The 20,740-nt window shown below is 69.2% G+C and carries 2 protein-coding genes (1 of these 2 only partly in view); both read right to left on the minus strand.

Annotated features, from left to right (window positions below):
- Nucleotides 1-663, minus strand: coding sequence for a hypothetical protein (locus FB390_RS01615; protein WP_141807357.1), 663 nt, complete (start codon nt 661-663; stop codon nt 1-3).
- Nucleotides 663-20,740 carry the end of a LuxR C-terminal-related transcriptional regulator gene (locus tag FB390_RS01620; protein ID WP_141807358.1) on the minus strand. Its footprint extends 28,342 nt past the window's final position, so the window shows 20,078 of its 48,420 coding nt (coding positions 28,343-48,420); its start codon lies off the right edge, out of view; the stop codon is at nt 663-665. The genes FB390_RS01615 and FB390_RS01620 overlap by 1 nt, the downstream gene beginning before the upstream one ends.

Here is a 20,740-nt window from a genome sequence, read left to right on the forward strand (position 1 = left end):
TCAGGGAATGTGCGGGTAGTGGATGCGGTCGTCCTCGGACAGCTCCGTGATGCGGAGTTCGCCCGCTCCCCCGCAGGTCGGGCACACCCGTGCCCCCTGGCAGTTGCGGCAGCGATGGCGGCCGGTGGCGGTGGGCGCCTTGGTCCAGCCGGTGCCGTGGCAGGTGCGGCACAGGCCTTGGCCGTCGCATTCGTAGCAGAGGACGGCGCCGTCGCTGACGGTGTCCGGGGTGACGGCCGGGGCGGGGCGGGCAGGCGGGGGATCCGGCTGGTAGAGCTGGATGTTGGGGGTTTCACCGAGCAGGACGATGCCGCCGTAGCCGTCCTCGATGCGGGCTTGTAAACGGTAGCCCTCGCGATCGCCTCGCACGATGACGACGGCCGGGGCCTGCGGATCCCGCTGGACCTGGACGGCCCAGCCCGCGGTGTGCAGCACCTGGGCGGCGCGGTCGGCGCGGGACGGATCCGGTGGGCCGGACATGTTGGCGAGGGCCTCGAACCGATGGCGGGGCGGATCGGCCCAGTCCACCTGGCTGGGATGCTTCGGAATGACCACGTACGGTGTCGACCCGGGCACGAGCTGGGCACCGAACCAGCGCATCTGGCCGCGGAGGAACTCTGCGGAGCGGTCCAGCCACTCGCGCACGCCCTCGATCTCCGCCATTACCGTGCACCACCTTCGAGATCTGCCGTTGCCGGACGGTAACCGGCGGGCTTGTACACGATCACCATACGGTCGGTCGGCTGCGGCGGCGAGTACTTGGCCATGGCGTCCGGGTTGAGCACATTGCTGGCGCCGGTGTCGATGGTGAACAGGTATTCGTCGCTGCCGTCGCCCTCGAACTCGGTGTGCTCGATCACCTCGAAGGCGGCCGCGAGCGAGGGCGGCAGCACGCGGCTGATCGCGAGCATGAGCTTGTCGCCCTGGATATGCCCGCGGTCGCCGGGTTCGCCACCCTCCACCAGTTCCGACTTCATGTCCCACTGGATTTCGATGTGCGCGCCGGGCACCAGGGTGTGTGGCAATTGCCGGGCCAGGGTGTCGTAGTCGGTGTCGCCGTAGTGGGCGCTGACATTGTTGATGTAGTAGCGCGCCACGCCGCCGTTGCCGCCGACATTGAGCACCGCGCCGTGCAGCAGGAAGTCGGCCCACACCATGAGCGAACCAGGGCGGGTCAGCGGACCGGCGTCGAGGATGCCGAGGTTGCGGCGGCGCTGGCCGGCGTCGGCGTAATCCATGGGCAGTTCGGTTTGCAGGACGAGGCCGCGACCGGAGGTGTCCTGCGGGGGCGTCAGTTCGACCGCGAACCCACCGCGCCCGACACCCACGTCCACGGTGTGGCCGCCCGCGACCGCCGCGGGCACCGACGGGCGCGGCACGAACCGCACCGGATGGCTCTGCTGGGCGGGCACTCGATACTGCGCGCGTGGACGTGAGAGCACGTCGACCGAGGATCGGCCGTTGGCCTCGTCATGGATCACCACGACGTACTCGATGTCCAGACCGACCGCTTCGGCGCCGCGGTTGGCCCGGTCCATGGCGTGGAAGAAGTCGAGCATGGACATGGTCTGCCCGCCCGGATGGGTGGCGGTGGTCGGGAAGTACACCTGGCCGGTGGACCGATCGAGCAGGCCGCCGACCCGATCCGGCATCTGGGTGTAGGCGCGGGCTGCCTGCCGCATCCGTTCGAAATCGATGAACCGGTTGATCTGCTGCATGTGGCCCGGGGTGTTCTGCACCTCGGTGATCGCGGCCTCCAGCGCGGACCGCCGCCACTCCGGGGGCATCGGATCGTTGAAAGCGCGTTTGATCGGGGCCAGGGCGGCGACCAGGTCGTCGGCGCTGAACAGTTCGGCCGCTTCGAGCTGTTTGCGGATGGCGCTGACGTCGCGGTTGGCGAAGATCGGCTCGAACAGGCGGCGGCACTGTTCCTCGCGCATCCGGGCATTGAGCGAAAGACCTTCCGCCATCAGCACTTCGGCGGCGTGCTCGCCGGTCAGGAAGCGCGCCAGCCTGCCGAGGTGGGTGAGCGCGGCCTCGTGGAACGCGGGGTCGGTCAGTGTCTTGCCGAAGACGGGCCGGGAGGCGACGGCGCCACCGTATTCCAGCCCGATCCGGCGGGAGAGCTCCGGATCGTGGGCGGCCAGCGCTTCCGCCGCCGGACCGACCGGGTGCACGTCCATGCCCAGGTGGGCGATCAGGTCGTCGAAATCGGCCCGGATCTCGGCGGTCAGCTTGCTGCGGGCGGGGTCGAAGATCGACTGATCCAGCTGAGTGGCGAGCACTTTCAGTTCCGCGAAGCGCGGACCGGGGTGCTGGAATCCGGGGTCGGTCAGCTGCCGGATCCTGGTGAGCATGTGCGCGACCGCCCGAGGCACGTCCCGGGTGCGCAGCCCGTCGGACAGGATGATGTCGAACGCCGCGCCGCCGGGACGCAGCTGGAAGCTTCCGGCCTCATCGCCGATGGTGCTGTCGACCTGTACGTGGACGGTACGGCCGTCGGGAAGCATGAAGTGGCCGTCGCGGTGCCAGTCGGTCTCGGGGGGCATGATCGCGCGGAGCATGTTCTGCACCGCCTGCCGGGCCACCTTGGTGGTCAGCACGCCGTCGTCGGCGGTGCGGCCGTTGCCGTCGAAGTTGCCCAGGCCCTCGATGATTTCGCCGAAGCCGTCCGGCAGGACGACGGTCTCGGGTTGCGACGGCTCGAGGTATTCCGGCCCGTCGTCATCGGGCTCGGAATCGAGGTACTCCGGTCCCTCGACCTCCCGGCCCGGCACGACCGCCTCTGGCAACGACGGATCCGCACCGAGGTACTCCGGACCCTCGACCTCCCGCCCCGGCACGACCGCTTCCGGCAACGACGGATCCTCACCGAGGTACTCCGGACCCTCGACCTCCCGCCCCGGCACGACTGCTTCCGGCAACGACGGATCCGCACCGAGGTACTCCGGACCCTCGGTACTCGGCGCGCTGGGCAGGATCTGGGTCGGCGACAGCGGATCGGAGCCGCCGAGACTCGATTCGCTCGACTCCGTGGACGGGCCGGACACCTGCTGCGTGGCGGTTTCGGGCTCGACGGTTCCCGGCAGCTCGACACCGGGCATGGTCTGCGCCTGATCGAGCTGCTCGGCGGGGGCGACACTGGTGTCGATCATGGTCGGTGGGTGTGGCACCGCGGGCGTGGCCGGTGTGGGAATCGCGGTGATCGTCTCGGCGCCCGCCACCTGCTCGGCGGCCGGGTCGATACCGAGCTTGTGCGCGATCCGGGCCACATAGGTGGCCACGGTGTGCTCGGAAATTCCCAGCGCTTCGCCGATTTCGGCGTTCGACGCGCCGTCCAGACGCCGGGTGCGCACCTCGGTCTCCCGGGGGCTCAACCCGCCGTGCCCTTCACCGGACGACGGCCGGAGGGCGACCTCGGCATCCATCGGCAGGATCCCCGCCCGCAGCGCCGTCGCCACCATGCCCGCCCGGCTGCTGATGCCCAGGATGCGGCCGATCCGGACCAGGTGGTTCTTCACCACGGACTCGGTGGTGTCCAGGGCCAGACCGACCTCTTTGTTCGACCAGCCGTCCGCGACCAGCGCCAACACCTCGAGCTGGACGGCATCCAGCGCGTTCGGCCCCAGCCCGCCTTCGATCTTCGCGGCGACATCCGGCTCGGAGAACGGCACCAGGCCCCGGCGCACGCCGATCGCCGCAAGCGCGGCCCGATCGCCGGTGCCGAGCTTGTTGGCGATGCCGGTCAGGTGGGTGTGCACGGTGGCGTCGGCCATCGTCAGCCGCTGCGCGATCTGCTTGTTGGTCAGGCCCTCGGCCACCAGCTCCAGCACTTCGGTTTCCCGGGCGGTGAGGTCGGTGTGGGTGATCAACTGGTCCGGATGGGCCGCCCGGTCGGCGGCGTGCTCGGTGCTCGGCAGCAGCGCTTTTCCATTGGCGCCGTATGTGATCGCGGAGAGCTTGCGAGAGCCGGGGGTGACGGTGCCCGGCACGTACTCGTGCCACGCGCCGTTGTCGATGTTGGGATCGCTGACCATGACCTTGCCGTGGTCCAGCCGCATCATGGACAGGTGCGCGACCTCCATGTCGCCGATCGAGTACTCCTCGACCAGCAGCATCGCGGTCGCCGGATCGTCGGGGTCGGTCAACCGGGCGGCGGCCGCGTCCCTGGAATCGATCTGCCGCATCCGGCCGTGCGCGTAGTCCTCCTCGACCTCGAGCGCGGTCCGGCCGGACAGCTTCGACTCGGCGGGGACGGTGACATCGAGCCCGGCCTCGTCAGCGGTGCGCATGGTCTGGCGGACGCAATCCTCGGCCATGGGTTCCGGCCTCGGGGGTCGCGCGACCGGCTGCGGGTCGGTGAAGGCCGAGCCGCCGTCGGTGCTGTCCGAGCCCGTGCGGGGCCCGCTGTCCATTGGCTGCGCCGACGGCGGTGGGGTGCCCGGGCCGCTCGACTCCCGCCCGAGTACACGATCGGTGAAACGCCTCAGCAGACCCTTCTTCGGGGCCTCGTCCTCGGATTCCGCTGCGCGGCTTTCGGTCTCGGCTTGCGGCGCTGTTGCCGTCTCGGGCGCCACCGCGGTGTCCCCGGCCTGCGCAGGCGCAGGAGTGCGCGCGGCGATCAGCGACGGCGAGACCAGCGGCGCGATCCGTGCCGACCCGTCCTGGAGCAACTGGGCAAGGTACTCGGTGAGTTGCAGTGGGCTGGTCCCGGCCAAGCCCTGGAACCACACGGACAGCACATCCGCCGGATGACCGGAATGGGTCGGCGGTGCGACCCGCCAGCCGCCCGCGCCATCGGCCTGCAGCCGGACGACGAAGTGCGCGGCCGGGATCGGCAAGTCCTTCTCGACGACCTTGCCCGCGGGACGGGCGGATTCGCTGTGATCGCGGATCGGCAGCGGAATCTGGCGGGTGACCATCTGGTGGGTGACCACGGCGGGATGTGGCTCGGTGATCGACGGATCCGCTTGCACCATGCGGAAGCCCACGTGTTCGAAGCCGTGTGCCAGCGTGCCGGTGCCGTCGTCACGGGCGGCGATGAAGGCCTCTGGACCGAGCAACTCCAGCCACTGCTGAATCGAGAGATCGAAGGTGAACGACGGATCCAGCTCGGCCCGCAGCCGGTAACGCAGATAGCGGTTCAGCATCTGCGGCGCGACCTCGTCGTACCCCGGCGCGCGGAACATGCCTTCGGCCTCGTCCGGGAGCATCTCCGCCACCACGACCTCGCCGTCGGGTCCGAGGGTGACCGACAGGTATGCGAGCTCGTGCGAGCCCCGCCACAGCACGCCATCCCAGTCCGGCTGCTCCAGCTCCAGGTCGCGCAGCAGGTCGACGTGCTCGCCTGGTTCGGCGAGGACCAGCAGGCGTGCCTTGTCACCGCCCGGATGCGGCGGGAGCAGCGCAAGCCGGTCCGCGAGCGGGCCCGCGTCCACTACCCGTCGCGCGCCGGGGTTTTCGGCCAGCACGCGAGCCATTTCCCGGCCGAAGACCGCGGCATCGATCCCGGGCGCGGCCGACTCGAGCTCGACGGCGATGGCCGCTTCGATCGCGGCATCCAGTGCGTCGAGCGTGAGGGTGCCCGGAGTCTCCTCGGTATCCCACGGCAGGCGTCGGTTCAGGTCCTCGCTGGCGAAGCGAGCCAGGTCGAGCGCGATCTGCGCATCCGCAAGGCCGGTGTCGCTCAGGTACGCCTTCATCGCCGCGAGACGCGCCGCGGTGGTGTCCTCGGCGGCCAGATACGTCTGCTCGGCCGGACCGCGCGGTACGAACACACCCTGGGCACGCTGCCGCATCAGCTCTTCGACGGCCTCGACGAAGCGGGCGGCCTGCTTGTCCAGCTGGGCGTCGGTGAGCTCCGCGGCGGCCGCGTGCTCCGCGACCGCCCCTGGGACCGCCGCGACGGACGGAATACCGTGCGCGCGATCCCATTCCGAGCCGAAGAATTCCGCCAGATCGACGCCGTCGATCAACGGGCCGTTGGCGGCCAGCTGCTCGCGGATCGTGCGGGCCGCGAACCGGTAGGCCATCGCGTGCATCGCCGCTTTCGGCACCTGGTTGTCGTCGCGGAGATTCGGGTAGTCCGACTCCACCGTGTAGACGTTCCGCAGCACATTCTCGGCGCGGTCGTAAGCGGCGTGGAAGGCCCGCGCCAGCGGACTACTGGTGTAGCGGCTGTACCCGCTCATCTCGCGCCGGTGCTGGAAACGGCGGGCTTCGGCCTCGGCCCGCAGATCCTGCATCGCCGCCACATAGTGGCCGCGGCTCTCGGTCAGCAGAACCAGCGGGTCACCGCCGGACGAACGCGCCGCATCCGCCAGGTAGGCGGCGACGACCAACTGGTCGGCGTTGGATATCGGACCGCGGCCGAAGGGCAGCACGAGGGTGTTGGTGGTGGTGTCATAGCCCGCTTCGCGCGTCAAGTTCTCGCGATCCATGGACCCGGTCGACCCGGTCGACTCGAAACCGAACCGGATCCGGACGTTGAGGCGCTCCAGCGTCCGCATGGCCCACCGGCCGGTCGCCGTGGCCTGCAATTCGGCCCGGACGACGCTCATTTCGCTGTTCGCCGTCTTGTCCAGCGACGGCAGCATCGACCGATGGGCGATCTCCAGGTCGTCCGGCGGAACCTCGACCCGGTCGCCCGGGCGTCCGTTGATGGCGGCTATCCCGTTCTGAATCGCCGCGTAGCGCGCCCGCGCCCGCTGCCACAGCTCGGTGAGTTCGACCAGCGCACCCACCTGCTGCCGAGACTGCAAGGCCCACATGGGGATCGCGGCGCCACGGAAGTGGTCGTACATGGTGTCGATCACGAAGCGCAGCCGCGCCGCCAGGTCGGTGGTGTCGGCCATCGCGTCGACGCGGGCGGGCGTCATCGCGCTCATCTGGCTCTGGACCCGATCCCATGCGGTCTCGAGAGCGTCGATCTCGCGCTGCACGGCCGCGCCTTCGCGCATCAGACGCTGCCGGGCCCGCACCTGCTCCACCGTCAGGTCCAGGCCGCGGCCCATGTCCTGCCTGCTCTGCCACTGCCCCTCGAGGGTTTCGCGCAGATCCGTTGCCGTGAACTCCGCGCTCTCCAGCAGCGCGTCGACTCCAGCCATCCGCCGAATCCGGTTCGCCAGCGCGTCGTCGGTGCCCGGGGCCACCGGCGCCTCCGCGTAGGCGGCGCGGTAACGGGCGAACAAGCCCTGCCGGAGCGCCAGATCGGCCGGGTCGGCGCCGAACAGATCGGTCCGGGCGAAACCGGCTTCCTGGATCTGCGAATCGAATTCGGCCTGCCAGGCGATCGCCGTGGCTTCCGTGCGCAGCCACGGCTGCACGAACGCGTCCCGATCCATATCGCGGATCAGCATCGGCTCGGTTTCCACCGCATCGGCGGCGACAGCTTGCATCCGCGCCGCGTGCGCGAGGACCTGCTCGGCCACTGCGATCAAACCGCGTCCGGTGGTGTCGATCGTGATCGCGCGGACTCGGCCGTGGAAATGATCCCGGTCGCCGAACTCCACGTGGGCCTCGGCGTTGTGCAGGACCGCCATGGCTTCCTGGCCGATGGCGGTGCGGAACAACAACTCCCACACCGGGTGGGTGGCGCCCTCCGGCTCACCGGCGACCGGCGGTCCGAGCAGCGGGTCCGGTGGTTGCGTCCGGAGCTGCACCCGTGTGGTCCGCGGCTCGTCCGCGAATGGGTCGTTCGGATCCGGTTGCGCAGGCCCCTGATCCGACGGGCTCTTGCCGATACGCAGTTCGCCGTCGGGCAGCGGGGCGGTGCGGTCGCCGACATTCTGGACGACCTGGCCGTCGCGCCACACGACCGCCCGCGTGCGAGCGGTCTCCGCGCGGGAGCTACCGGTCAGCTCGGCCAGTGCGACGCGGTCGCCCGCGGCGGTCCGGAACCAGGCAAGGCCATCGGCGTCCGGGCTGCCCTCGTAGGTGACGCGCTGTCCGTCGACCTCGAAAACGTTGTCGCCCAGGTACTTCACCGTGTACGCGTGCGCACCGATTCCGGTCTGCTCGTCGGCGGTGTGGCGCTGGTCGAGCACCCAGGCCATCGCCCCCGGCCCCGCCCGGTGGATCAGGCCCTCGATCAGATTCGCGTGCGCTTCGTGCGCCCCGGCGGTATCGAACCCTTCCGGCCCGGCACCCCGCAGCAGCCCGCGCACCTCCCGCCACCGCCGCCCGAACGGACTCCGCGTCCGCTCATCCGGCAGGCCGGCCACATCACCCTGATCCGCGACGACTCGGCCCAGCGACCGATCGACACAATCGGCGATCGGCAGCGCGTCCGCCGCCGGATTCGACGGAACCGGCTGCGAGGCAACGGCATCCGGCTCACCGAACTCGTGCCCGCCGTCGGCCTGCGGCCCGTCGGCCGATACCGCCGCGCCATCGATCGGCCGGGCGGTCACCCGCGGATCGTGTGCGGCGCCATCCCAGCCGCGAAGTCCCTTGGCGACCTGCGCGATTCCCTCACCCGTGAACGCCGACGCCGCGGTGGCACCGACGACGCCGCCGACCCCGGCGGCGCCCGCGGCCTTCCAGTCGACGGCACCGGCGATCCCGGAACCCGGGGCACCGGCGGCGTCCCCATCGACCTCAGCCGGGAGATTCGCGGCCATGCCCGCACCGGCCACCGCGCCGGCCCCAGCGGCGGCTGCGGCATCCCAATCGACCTTGGCGGTGCCCTCCTGTGCCGGGATGTTCGCGGCCATGCCCGCACCGGCCACCGCGCCGGCCCCAGCGGCGGCCGCAGCATCCCAGTCGACGGCGCCGGCGGTGCGCGCCAGGTCCAGGCGGATCGGCGGCACTGTGCCGGTGCCCTTCGCCAGGTTGTCGTCGTAGTGGACAGTCTGGTCGGACAGCGCGTCGAGGCCGGTGGGCGCGTGCGCCGGTACGGGCAGGTTCGACAGGATCTCGGCCACGGCGTGCAGGATCCGCGCCGACTCTGGGTTCGGCATTAGTTCGGCGAGGGCACGCAGGCGTTCCGGTGCGACCAGGCCGGCGATTCGTCCGGCGTCGGCCGCCGCGTCGAACGGTGAACCGCAGGCTTGCCACAGGGTGTGCTCGTGCAGGGTCAGTTCCAGCGTGCCCGCGTGGTCGCCCTCGTTGGGCACCCGGACCGGCAGCAGGATCTCCGCGTGCTCGCCCTGCGGCAGCATCAGCCGGAAGGCCTGCCACAACGTCCGCAGGTCCGCGTCCGCCGCGAAGGCTTGCGGATTGGTCTGCGCCCAGTCGGTCAGCCTGGCGGAAACGAGCTGGTTGACGCCCGACGGCGGCGAGAGCTCGACGATGCCGTGTTCGTTGAAGCCGCGCGCCATGATCAGCCATTTGAGCGCGTAGGCGGCTTCGGCGTAGGCGGCGCGGGCCTCGGTCGGGTCCACAGCCGGCGCGGATTCGGGACCGACGGCAGGGACTTCGGCGGGGACCAGTACCGCGGTGAGAATCGTGTTGCCGCGCACCGCGAATCGACCGTGCATCTCGGTCAGCGGCAGTCCGTCCTTGCCGGTGGCCTCGACCATCAGCTGCACGTGGAAGGTGCCTGCCTCGATATCGAAGGTGACGCGCGAGTTCTGGAAAACGTGTCTCAGGCGCAGGCTCTGGTCCCCGGTCAGGGTGTACCAGGCCTTGAAGATGCTCTCCTTGGCGGAGAACAGCACCTTGTCCCAGGCCACGCCGGAGTCCGGCAGGCAGTCCAATTGTTCCTGCACCCAGAGCAATTCCTCGACACGGCCCACGCTGGAAATGGTCTGGCGGATCGATCGATTGTTCTCGGCGTCGATGCCCACCGACCGGAACCGCGCCGAATCGCCCACGACCGCGGCGTAGTAGGTGTGCTGGGTGGCCGGGTCGATCGTCTTGTTGGTGAGGCTACCCACCAGGTCGTCCGGGAACACCGGCTCGCCCAGCGGTCCGCGCCCCACCGGCACGCCGTGGTGACCGCGGCCCGCCATCGCGCGCCGGGCCGCGGTTCGCGTGTTGGCTTTTTCCCGCACCAAGAACGGCGACGATTTCTCGTCCAGGAGGATGGCGGCTTCCTCCGGCAGCAAAGTCGCGGTCGGATCGTCGCCGATGATCTCGCAGGTGGACAGTTCCGGCAGCAACCGACCGATGAGCGAGCCCACGGATTCTCCGTCGACGAGCACACCCGAGACGGGCGCCGGGCCGGTCTCGTAGGCGCGGTTCTTGCTGGCGTCGACGCCGAGGTCGGCGGCGTCGAAGATGTCCTTCGGGGTGAGGCCGGGCAGGATCTCGGTGACGCCGACGTGCAGGCCCAGGCCGCGGTATGCCGCGTCGCCCGGGCGCTTCGGATGCTCGATCAGGTCCAGCCCGTGCTCGGCGGTGTAGGCGGCGACCCGGGCTTCGATTTCGGCGAGGATGCCGGTCAGTGTTTCCTGATCGATGCCGATGACGACGGCGGACAATTCGTCACCGCCGGTGCGCATCGGCACGACGGCGCCGCCCGCCGCGTCTAGGGCATAACGGAACGCCTCCGCGATGCCGCGGAAGTGCACGTTGGCGGCCGCGGCGCGGTTGTTCATCGCCGCGTTCAGTCCGCTGAGATTGGCGATATCGGCGGACAGGTAGAACGCGGGCACCCCGGTTTCGGCGACGAACCGCTGCGCGCGCATCACCTCGGCGGTCTTCACGCCGGAGAGCCGGGCGTCGTAGAAGTCGGTGACCTCGTCCCGGGCGACCGGGCGATACATCGCCTCCGCCACGAGCTCGGGGGTCAGCTCACCCAGGGCGTGCAAACCCTCCGCGAATGCGAAGCGGCGCAGTTCGTCCGGCGACGGGTAGCCGGCGAGCGCGGCGAGGTTGCGATTCAGTCCGCCGAGGGCGAGTCCGCGCGGCGCCGCTCCAGGTCCGCTCGCAGCTCCGCTTTGGCCGCTGCTCGCTTGTCCGCCAGTTCGCGTTCCAGTTCCTGGATCCGTCGTGCCCGCTGTTCCGGTGTCAGCCCGGTCAGTCCCAGTCGCTCGTCGCGGGTCTCCTGCGACATCGGTCCTCCCGTTCTTGCTGTCGTCGACGCCGAGGTCGGCGGCATCGAAGATGTCCTTGGGGGTCAAGCCGGGCACGATCTCGGTGAACCCGACATGCAGGCCGACACCGCGGTAGGCCGGGTCGCCCGGATGCTTCGGGTGCTCGATCTCGCTGAGCCCCTCCTGCCGAGCATAGGCAGTGACGCGCCGATTCACCTCGGCGACGATCTCGGTCAGTGTCCGCTCGTCGATGCCGAGCACGATCGCGCCGACCTCGTCACCGCCGGTGCGCATCGGGATCACCACGCCGCCGGAGTCCTCCAGCGCGGTACGGAACGCGGTGGCGATGCCGTGATAGTGCGTGTTCGCCACCTCGGCCTGGTTGTTGCAGAACGCGTTGAGGCCGCTCAGGTTGGCCACGTCCGCCGAGACGAAGAACGCGGAAGCGCCGGTGTACGCGACGAAGTTCTGCGCACGCAGCACCTCCGCCGTCTTGAGCCCAGACACCCGCGCGTCGTAGAACTCGGTGACCGCGTCCCGCCCGACCCGCTCGTACAGCGCATCGGCGACGGCCTCCGGCGAGGAGAGATCGGTCTCGAAGACCTTCCGCTCGAATTCGGCGCGGTGCACGTCGTCCGGGGACGGGTAGGACTTGGCCACCTCCTCCGGGGATCGGGTCGAACCCGACTCGGCAGCAACGATATTCGTAGTCGTTTGCTTATCGGAGTCGGCTGCCGGATCGGTCCCGGGCTGCCAATCGAGCTGAAGCAGCCTCTGGTAGAGGACGTTTTGCGCTGTGGTCGCCGCTACGGGATCGAGCCGGACCGCGGCGTAAGCCTCGGCATAGGTTTCGTAGACGTCCAGGGAGCCGTCTGCCTTGAAGCAGTAGCCGGTGAGCTCGACTTTCAGCCACAGCTTGAAGAGCGTGGCGAAGAACGGGTCCGCCGCGTCATGCTGGACGCCCCATCTCCCCTTCAAGTACTCGCGGAATGCCGCTTTCAAGTCGTCCTGCGCTTGCGCCCAGTCCGCGTCGCGGGCCGCCACGGAGGCGGTCCGGCCGCCCGCGGCATGCATGGCGTGCCCGAGCTCGTGCGTGATCACCGTACGCACCGCCGAGTAGTAGGCCGGACCGACCGAGAAACGGTAGGCAGCGTTTCGCCGGACCCGCTGGTGGAGCAGATCTGGGTTGATGGCGAAGCGCTCGTTCAACACGAGAACCACTGCGGTGGAACGCATCCCGGGAACCTCGGAGCCCACGAAGTGCGTGTGGGCCAGCACCTGGTCCCCGAGCGGAGCGATGTCGAGCGCGACGACGTCGAGCGCCGGGTTGGCGCGCAGCTCCTCACGAACCGTCTTCAAATAGTCCCGGAGTGTGTAGATGCCGACATCGGGGATGACCGCGCTCGGTGCGCAGATATTGGTTTCGGCCGTGAACGCGGCCGCCTCTGCCAGCGCCTCCCGGCGCTGCTCGGCGAACGCGGGATCGACGGGCGCGGAGGCGTCGTATGGAGTGCGGCGGTGCCATGCGGCGGCCTCGCGCTGTAGCAGTTCGAACAGCGTGCGCTTGCCGTCGGTAGCCGGTGTGCCGTCCGCCGCTTCGCGCTTGACGGCCTGGAACGAATCCGCCAGTGCCGGAGCGAGCCGGAGGGAACCGTCCCGCTGATCGAACAGTGCGGCACCGAACTCGTCGTACAGCCACTTCCCGAACGGTGCGGTACCCCGATAATCGTTGGCGTGCCAGTGCCGCAAGGCGTCCATCGCGTGTGCTTCGGCTCGCCACCGCCCGGCATACACCATCGCTTGACCGAAGGCGCGAACCGTAGCCCAATACACCTCTCCTTGCGGGAGCTTCGGGCCTTTGGCGTACTCCCGGCGCAATGTGATCCGCTTCGTGAACACTTGCTGATCGAGCCCGGGTTCCACCGCGATGGGCGAGTCGGCGTCCTCGTCGCGCCAGGAAATCGCGACCTCGCGCAGATCGATCTCCGGGTGCTCTGTGAGCATGTCGTGCACCGCCTGCACGAACTCCCGCGCCCGGTCCATGTCGATATCGAGATCGGGATCCAGGAACGGCAGGACCATCAAGTCGGGGTGATGCCGCTGCAACGCCACCTCGAGGTCGATGAGACGGTCGGCCTCACTGATATCCCATGTCAGCGGGTTGGCCTCGGCTGCGTCGGCAAAGTCGGGTATCGCGTCGAAGTCTGCGGGGGGCAAGACGGCGTCGAACCCGCGGAACCCACCCGCGAACAGTCCGGAGGGCTGCGCAGCGGCCCCGATAGCGCCTCCGACGGCCCCCGCAATCCCGCCGAAGCCGAATCCTGGTGCCTTCGCCTGGTTCTCGGGACCGTCCAGCGACTCCGGTCCCTCGACCATGGCGGAGGTTTCGGTCAGCGTCGAGGTCGACGGATCGGTGGGGTCGCCGGTGCCGGGTCCTGGGGCGACCTCGTCGGTGTCGGTATCCGGCGATGCGGGCGTATCACCCTTCGGCGCAGTGGGATCGGTCGGTTCGGCCGGATCGTTGCCGGGATCGGGATCGGTGCCGGGATCCGGGTCGCTGTCGGCCATCGAGCGGATGAACCAGATCGACTTGCCGCGGCCGTTCGCGAGCGGGGCGTAGTCCCAGGCGTCGGTCTGAGTGTGCAGGATCTGGATTCCGCGACCGCGTTCGTCATAGGCCGCGGCGTCCTGCTTCTCGGCTTCGGTCCGCTCGGGCGCAGCCGGTGCTTCGTTGTCGTCGGATTCGGCGGCGGCCAGCGCGTCCAGGTCCAGGTTCGCGATCGCGTCCTCGTCGATGCCGTCCAAGAACGCATCCAGGTCGTCGCCCTGCAACAGCTCCGGCTTCGCATCGCCATCGGCATCGGCATCCCCGGCCGCCAGCGCGTCGAGATCGAGATTCGCGATGGCGTCCTCATCGATACCACCCAAGAACGCATCGAGATCATCGCCCTGCAACACCTCCGGCTCGGCGGCCTGCTTCGCGGCGGCCTCCTCCGCCAGGCGGCGCTCCTCCGCCGCCGCCACCCGTTCCTCCATCAGGTTGGCGTTCTCGCGGATCGGACCGCTCGGCGGGTGGCTCGCGACATTGTCGATGCTGTGCACCAAGAGTTGACCGGCACCGGGCAGTACGCGCAGCGTGACCCGCACCGGGCCGGTGCTGTGCTCCAGCGAGTTCGCCACCGCCTCGCTGGTCGCCACCCACACCATCTGGAGGTGCACGGGTGCGTCGGCGCTCCAGCCGATGGCCGCGAGCTCATCCCGTAGCCAGCGCCTCGCGATTCCGGCGGGACGGACGCGCTCGCTCTTGGCGTGGTCGTGTTCGTAGAGGTCGTCGGGGCGCTCGGTATCCGTAACCTCCTCGCCCACGGTCGTTTCCGCATAGTGCCCGGGGTGCCCCTCGAACACCGCACCGGACCGGGCGAGCCACGGCAGGAGCACCGATTCGTGCATTTCGACGAACGCGTCGGCGAGCCGGATCGGGTCCGAACCCGGCTGGAAGGCCGGATCCTTGGTGTCGACACCGGCGTAACCCAGATCGAGGTCCCGGTACCGCATCGTGGTGCCGTTCGCGTCACGGGTGAACTCCAGCGTGACCTGGCCCGAGCCGCCGCGCGCGAGGTCGAGGGCCAATGTCACCGACAGCGTGTCGACCGGCCCGTCGGCGGTCTCCAGCTGCCGCATGTCCACGCTTTCGACCCGCACCGCGAAATGGGTTCCGTGACCGGTGAATTGGAATGCCTGCGCGCCGTTGCCGTCGAGGAGATCGCCGACCGAGATGGCCGGGGCGCCGGCGAGCCACAGGCTCGGAATCGTCGCGTCCCCGTGGAACGGTATGGCGGCGACATCCACATTGTGGCGCAGTAATTCGAAGCTGAACTGCGCGGCGAAGACCGGATCCTCGCTCGCCTGGCGGAAGGTCTCGCTGAATGGCTCGACCTCGACGAGGTTGCCCTCGACGATCTTCCATTTACCGAACGCCGCCGGGCCGGCACCGGGATCGCCGTAGGTGCTGTAGAGGGCCTGATGATCGGCGGTCGCCGAGGTCCGGAACGCACCATCGGCGCCCATGAGGAAGTAGTCGCCGTCAGAGTTGGTCGTGGTGAACAGCTCGTTGTCCGGCCCCCAGCGGAACAACCCGTCGGCGCCCAATCGGACGACCCGGTAGTCCGTTTCGCCCAATTTGTTCGGCTGATCCGCGTCAATCGTGTCCGGCTGCGCGACCTGGTATTCGTCACGGGTCGGCACCGGTCCGGCCAGCCGTTCCGGCGCGTGTTCGGGCTCGGCCACCGGCTCGGAATGCACTGCGACAGGTGCGTTTTCATCGAACTCGCCACCGTCGATGGACGGCACCGGCGCGGCAGCCGAATTCGGCGAGACGTCGGGGTTCGGGGTCGGCCGCGGCCCATCGGCCTCGTTGCCGTCACCGTCCCACGGCACACCCCAGTGATCGAGCCACGAGCTGAATCGCTGGTGGAACGCCTCCAAGACCGCACCGGTCCGCTCGGGCTCCTGACCCAGTTGGACATCGGTGTACCGCGCGGTCGTGGTGTCGCCGTCCGAGGAGACGGTCACCGTGATCCGCCCCGGCTCGCCGCGGACCGGGTGCAGGTCCAAGGTCATTTCGAACCCGCCAGGCACCGGTGACGTGGAATGCACCGCCACCCAGAAGAAGTCGCCGTAGCCGCCGAACAGGCGACTCGGTTCGTGCTGGACCAAATAGGTTACGTCGGCCAGTGATGGAATCGCGGCGCCGTCCGCCCAGAACACGCCCTGGTTCTCCAGCACCGTGGAGCCGCCCGGGTAGTTCCAGAAGGGCACCGTCCGCAGATCCACACCCATGCGGTGCAGCTCGAATCTAAGCTGCGCCACGAAGTTCGGATCGTAGTTCGACTCGTGGAACACCAAGCTGAACGGCACGATCGAGACGAGCCGTCCGTCGACGATCTCCGCGACACCGTAACCGCCGACGCCCTGCCCAGGATCCTCGTACGAGTCGTACGCATCCGAGTGCGTGCCGTCCGGTGTAGTGCGGAAATCGCCGGGGCCAGTGCCGATCACGAATGGATCGCCGCCCTCGCTGCGCGTGTTGTACAGCCGGCCGTCCGAGTCACGGAACAGGCCGTCGGAGTCGACGGTGAGTTTCACGACCGTCGCATCGCCGATCGCGTCGTGCTCGCTCGGCAGCGCCTTCTCGTACTCGGGCTTGCTCGGCGCGTCGAGATCGGAGTCTCGAACGGGCGGTTCCGACAGCTCGGCGCGCGAGTCCGGGGAACCCGCGTCCTCCGTCGACTGTTCTCCGACCGTCGTCGTATTCCCTGTGAAGTCGACACCCCTCGCAGCCAGCCAGGGCAGTACCACCGATTCGTGCGCGTCGACCAGCGCCTGGTCTGCACCGGGGTTCGGGTCCAGATCGCCCTCGCCGAGATCTATCTCCGTATACCGTGCCGTGACCGCGTCGCCGTCCACCGCGAGCAGCAGCGTCACCCTGCCGGGCCGCCCACCCGCGGGGGTGAGCGCCAGCGTGATCGACAGGCCCTCGTCGGTCATGCTGATCGCGGCGGGTCGCAGGGCGAAGCCAGCTCTGTCGGCACGCAAGGCCATGAGCGCCGAGACGCCCGCCTCCTCCAGCACCGCCCGCGGCGTCGGCCCGGAATCGCCTGCGCCGATTCTGCTGTGCGGACGATCCACGCCCGCATGCGGCGACGGCTGCTGCCCTTCTTCGAGCGGTCTTTCGAAACCGTTGTCGTTGCGGACGATTCCGTATACACCCGCGACGTCCGGGTGCTCGCGGCCGAATTCGAATTCGTGATCCAGGACTACGCCGTCGACCTTCTCGTGCACCATCACCGTGCCGGAAGGCCCGCGGTGCAGCACCATCACGTGCGCGCCCACTGGATCACCGGCGGCGAGCCTGCCGGCGTATTCGACCACCACGTTGACCACCGCGCCGGTGTCGCGCACGAGCGCGGCGGCCTCGTCCAGCGAGGTGAAACCGCCCCGGCGCCAATCGCCGCCCATGTGCTGGGCGAAAACGTCCGGATCGGTGCCGGCGAGCGCGGTTTCCGCGTCGTCCGGCAGGGTGCGAATGGTCAGGTCGCCGGTCAGCTGACGGGTGAAACGCTGGGCTTCGGGAGCGCAGTTCTTCGGGGCTGTATCAGACGGGCGGCTGTCCTGCCCCGGCGCGGCCTGCGCCACGAAATCCGTCGTCCCGGTGATCGCGCCGGGCTCGGCGACCCCGCGCGACACCGTATCCGGAAGCGAACGGTTCTCCGGTGGGCGTGCGCCCGCCGATGCGTTGTCGGCGAAGGTATTCCGCTGCGTCTGGGGCCGAGCAGCCCTGCGGCCCGTGGTCTTCGGAAGGCGCGAGGCGGGCTGCTGCCGCGCGGCCGCGGACTGGCCGTCTTCGACGTTCGGCTGCCGGATGGCGTCACGGATGGAATTGCTCCATTCGGTGCCGAGATCACCGATGAGCAGCGTCGCCATTCGCGCGTAGGCGCGACGTTGCAGACTATCGATCGCGGCCGTGGACTTCCCGAGCGCAGCGCCGATGACCACATGTTTGCGACCCTCGAAAATACGCATCGTCATGAACCGCTGTTCCAGCTCGGTGAGCCCGGACAGGTTGCGCCGCAGCGCGTCCCGTGGAGCGGCCGAAACCAGTGCGGCGGCTTCCGAAACGGTCAGAACAGGACGTCCGGTCAACTCGCCGGCCAATTTCCGCACGGCCTCGCGGAAGATTCCGTCGACGGACCTCGAGGCGAGCGGGTGCATGGCCTCAGCCGCTTCAGCACGCGTCTTGCCCTGGACTATCCGCAGCCGCACAATGCGCTTTTCGTTGGCATTGAGCACCCGCATCGCCCGGGACACTGCTTTCTTGTTCGTCCGCTGGGTCTCGTGCACCAGCTTCAAAGCGTTGCCCGGTTTTCCGGACGGTATCGGGTCGGGGCCGCCGGACAGCATGTCGGCGATCTTCTGAACGGCCCGGCGCTGCGTAGCCCACAACGGGCCCTGGTTGCGCCCGGTCAGCGCGGCGATCTCCGGGATGCTCAGGCCCTGTCCGAACCGCAGCTCGACGAATTTCTTCGCCGCGGGCGACAGCTTCGCCGCGGCTGCCAGCACGGCATCTCGGTTGGCCGGGTCTCTGACCAACCGCATCGCGGGGCTGCTGTCGACGGAGCCCGGCTCCGCGGTCGTCGCGCTCTCGGCTCGTTCGTCGGCTTCCGCCACGTCGACGGCCGAATCGGCTGCGGTGACTCTCTCCGGTGCGCCGTTGACGAGCCAGTCCGCCAGTTGCCGCGCGGCGTGATTGCGCTGCTGGCGTACAGCGCTCTCGGTGCTGCCGGTCCGAGCGGCGATCTCCGCGAGCGTGTCACCGTGCAATACACCCTCGATGACGAGCCGACGATTGGCGGTGAGATACGCGAGCAACGGCTCCAGTGTGGCGCGGTCTGCCTCTCGAACCGCCGCCAAAGCCTCGTCCACGGTCAGCGATACCGCTTTGTCCGCCAGCAGGTTCGCCAGTTGTTCGGCAGCTCGCCAGCGTGCTACGCGCACCGCCCTCTCGCTGCGGTGCAGTTCGGCGGCGATCTCTTCCGTCGTTTTGCCCCGCAGAGCCAATTCGACCACCGCACGACGAGTGGCCGGAATTCGGGCCAGGTGCCGAGCTAACTCGTCGTTGCGCTCGTCGTAGGCGTCCGCGACGGCCTCCCAGTTCGGGTCGGCGCCCGGACGCGGGACGCCGGTGAGCGCATCCGACAACCGCTGCACGGCCCGCTTCCTGATGCGCGAGAGCTGTTCCGGGTCCCTGCCCATCTCGGCTACTACCGCGGGCCATTCGCGGGATTGGAGAATCCGCAGAGTGGCGAACTGCCGCTGCGCCGGAGTCAGTTTCGCGATCGCTCGCTCCAACGTCCGCCGATTCCGCGGCTCCTGCGCGGCGCGCAGCAAGCGCGATTCCGGATTGTTCCGCTCCGCGAGCGCGGCGGCGATGGACTGGGCAAGATCCCGGATCGCCCGCTTCTCCACGACCCGGGCGTTCGCCCTTGCCTGCTCGGAATTCAAGTTCATGGCTGCGCACGCGTCCTCGAAGGACATCGCGTCGCGTACTCGCAGCAGCAACCACCGGCGCTGGTCCCGCCGCAGCCCCTCCAGCGCCGCCTGCACGTCCGAACGGCTCGCCGTAGCCAACGCCCGACTCTCCGGACCGTTCTCCGACAGGTGCGGCGCGACGGCGTGCAATTGGTCGCGCAGCCGCCGCCGGAAGTTGTCGAACCAGCGTTCCTCGGCCACCTTCGCTGGGTCCGTGGTGGCCGACGCTTGCTTCGGTCCGGTATCGAGCCCGTCCCGCACCAGGCCCGGCAGTCCGTCCGGATACGGCCAGTTGTCGCCGGTGATCTTGCCGTTGTCCTTGATCTCGGTGAACCTGTCCACCGCGCCCTGAATGGCTTCGGGTTCGAGGCCGTCGAGGATCGCGCGCACGTCCGTCTCGGTGACCGCGGCGACCAGCGCCATCGCATCGGGGTGGAGGTCGCGGCCCAGCGCGTCGGCCACGAAGACCGACTGAGCCTCGAACTGTGCGAAGGAGTCCTCGTCCACCGGGAAGGTGGCTTCGTCGTCGGTCGATACGGCGCGACCGGACGGGGTTGTGATGATGTCGCCCACGTGGCGGTCGCGGTTGCCCGCGATGTAGTCGACGATCGCGATCATGTCGCGGATCACCTGGTCGTAGCCGCGCACCGCACGTCCGCTCGCCGCGTCCGGCACGTACTCCTGCAGGGTGCCCGTGCCCTTGCTGCCTTCCCACAGATAGGTGGGTGGCTTGAGCTGGAAGTTCAGCAGCTGGTGGAGCAGGTAGGTCTTGACCTCGCGCAGCGCGCGGCCCGAAGGCGGGACGCCCACCGTGTCGGCGTCGCCGTGGAACGGCTTGTACACCCAGACGGTGTCGCTGCCCTCGAACGTCACGCGAATGAGTCCGTGCGTGCTGAGTTCGGTGTCGGTGAAGGCGGATTCGCGAGCCGGTCCGAGGGTTCGCGGGTCGACGGGCTCGAAACTGTCCTGTTCGGTGTCGGTTTCGGCCTCCGGGTCCGTTTCGGAGTCGGCGTCACCGGCGTGATCGCCATGGATGCGTCCGTTGGCGCGAACCTCGTCGAGCCGGTTCAGTACACCGTCGATCTGGGTCGCGGTGAGCCCGCCCTGCTCGAGCAGCTGCCGCAACCGCTGCGGCTCGATCGACGCGACCTGCTCCAACACCGCGGCGTCGATGGGCCGGAACAGCGATGAGGCGACGAAATCCGAGCTCTCCCAGAAACCCGCGAGGTAGTCCACCACGCCGTGCGCGGCGCGCTGGGTTCGGGTGGCGACGTCGAAGTCGCGACCCGGTTCGAAATCCGGGAAGAACGCGCGCAGCACGTCGCGCACGACATTGCCCGCGCCCCTCGGCTTTCCGCCGCCGCCCGGCGCGCGGTGTGCATGCGTATCCGGGCCGCTTTCGGGATCGAAGGCGAACACCGTGCCCGGGTCACGTCGGTTCCGCGGCTTCCGAGCCGGACTGTCCGTTACGTCGGCGCCGGTAGTCGGTGTCGCCGATTGCTGTTGCGGTGCGGCATTTTCCAGCTCAGCGAAATCATGCCCCCCGTCGGTGACCGACGGGTCTGCCGCGCCACGCGGAACGCCCATCGCGGCAGGGCGCGGCGGCTCGGAAGCCGGGCGATCGGTCTCGGCCGAAGGGGCGCTATCGACCGAGGCCGGCGCGAACTCGCTGT

Source organism: Nocardia bhagyanarayanae, assembly GCF_006716565.1.
Taxonomy (GTDB): domain Bacteria; phylum Actinomycetota; class Actinomycetes; order Mycobacteriales; family Mycobacteriaceae; genus Nocardia; species Nocardia bhagyanarayanae.

Excerpts from the sequence above, each read along its gene's own strand:
- FB390_RS01615 (WP_141807357.1), bottom strand. The coding sequence starts at position 663 with ATGGCGGAGATCGAGGGCGTGCGCGAGTGGCTGGACCGCTCCGCAGAG.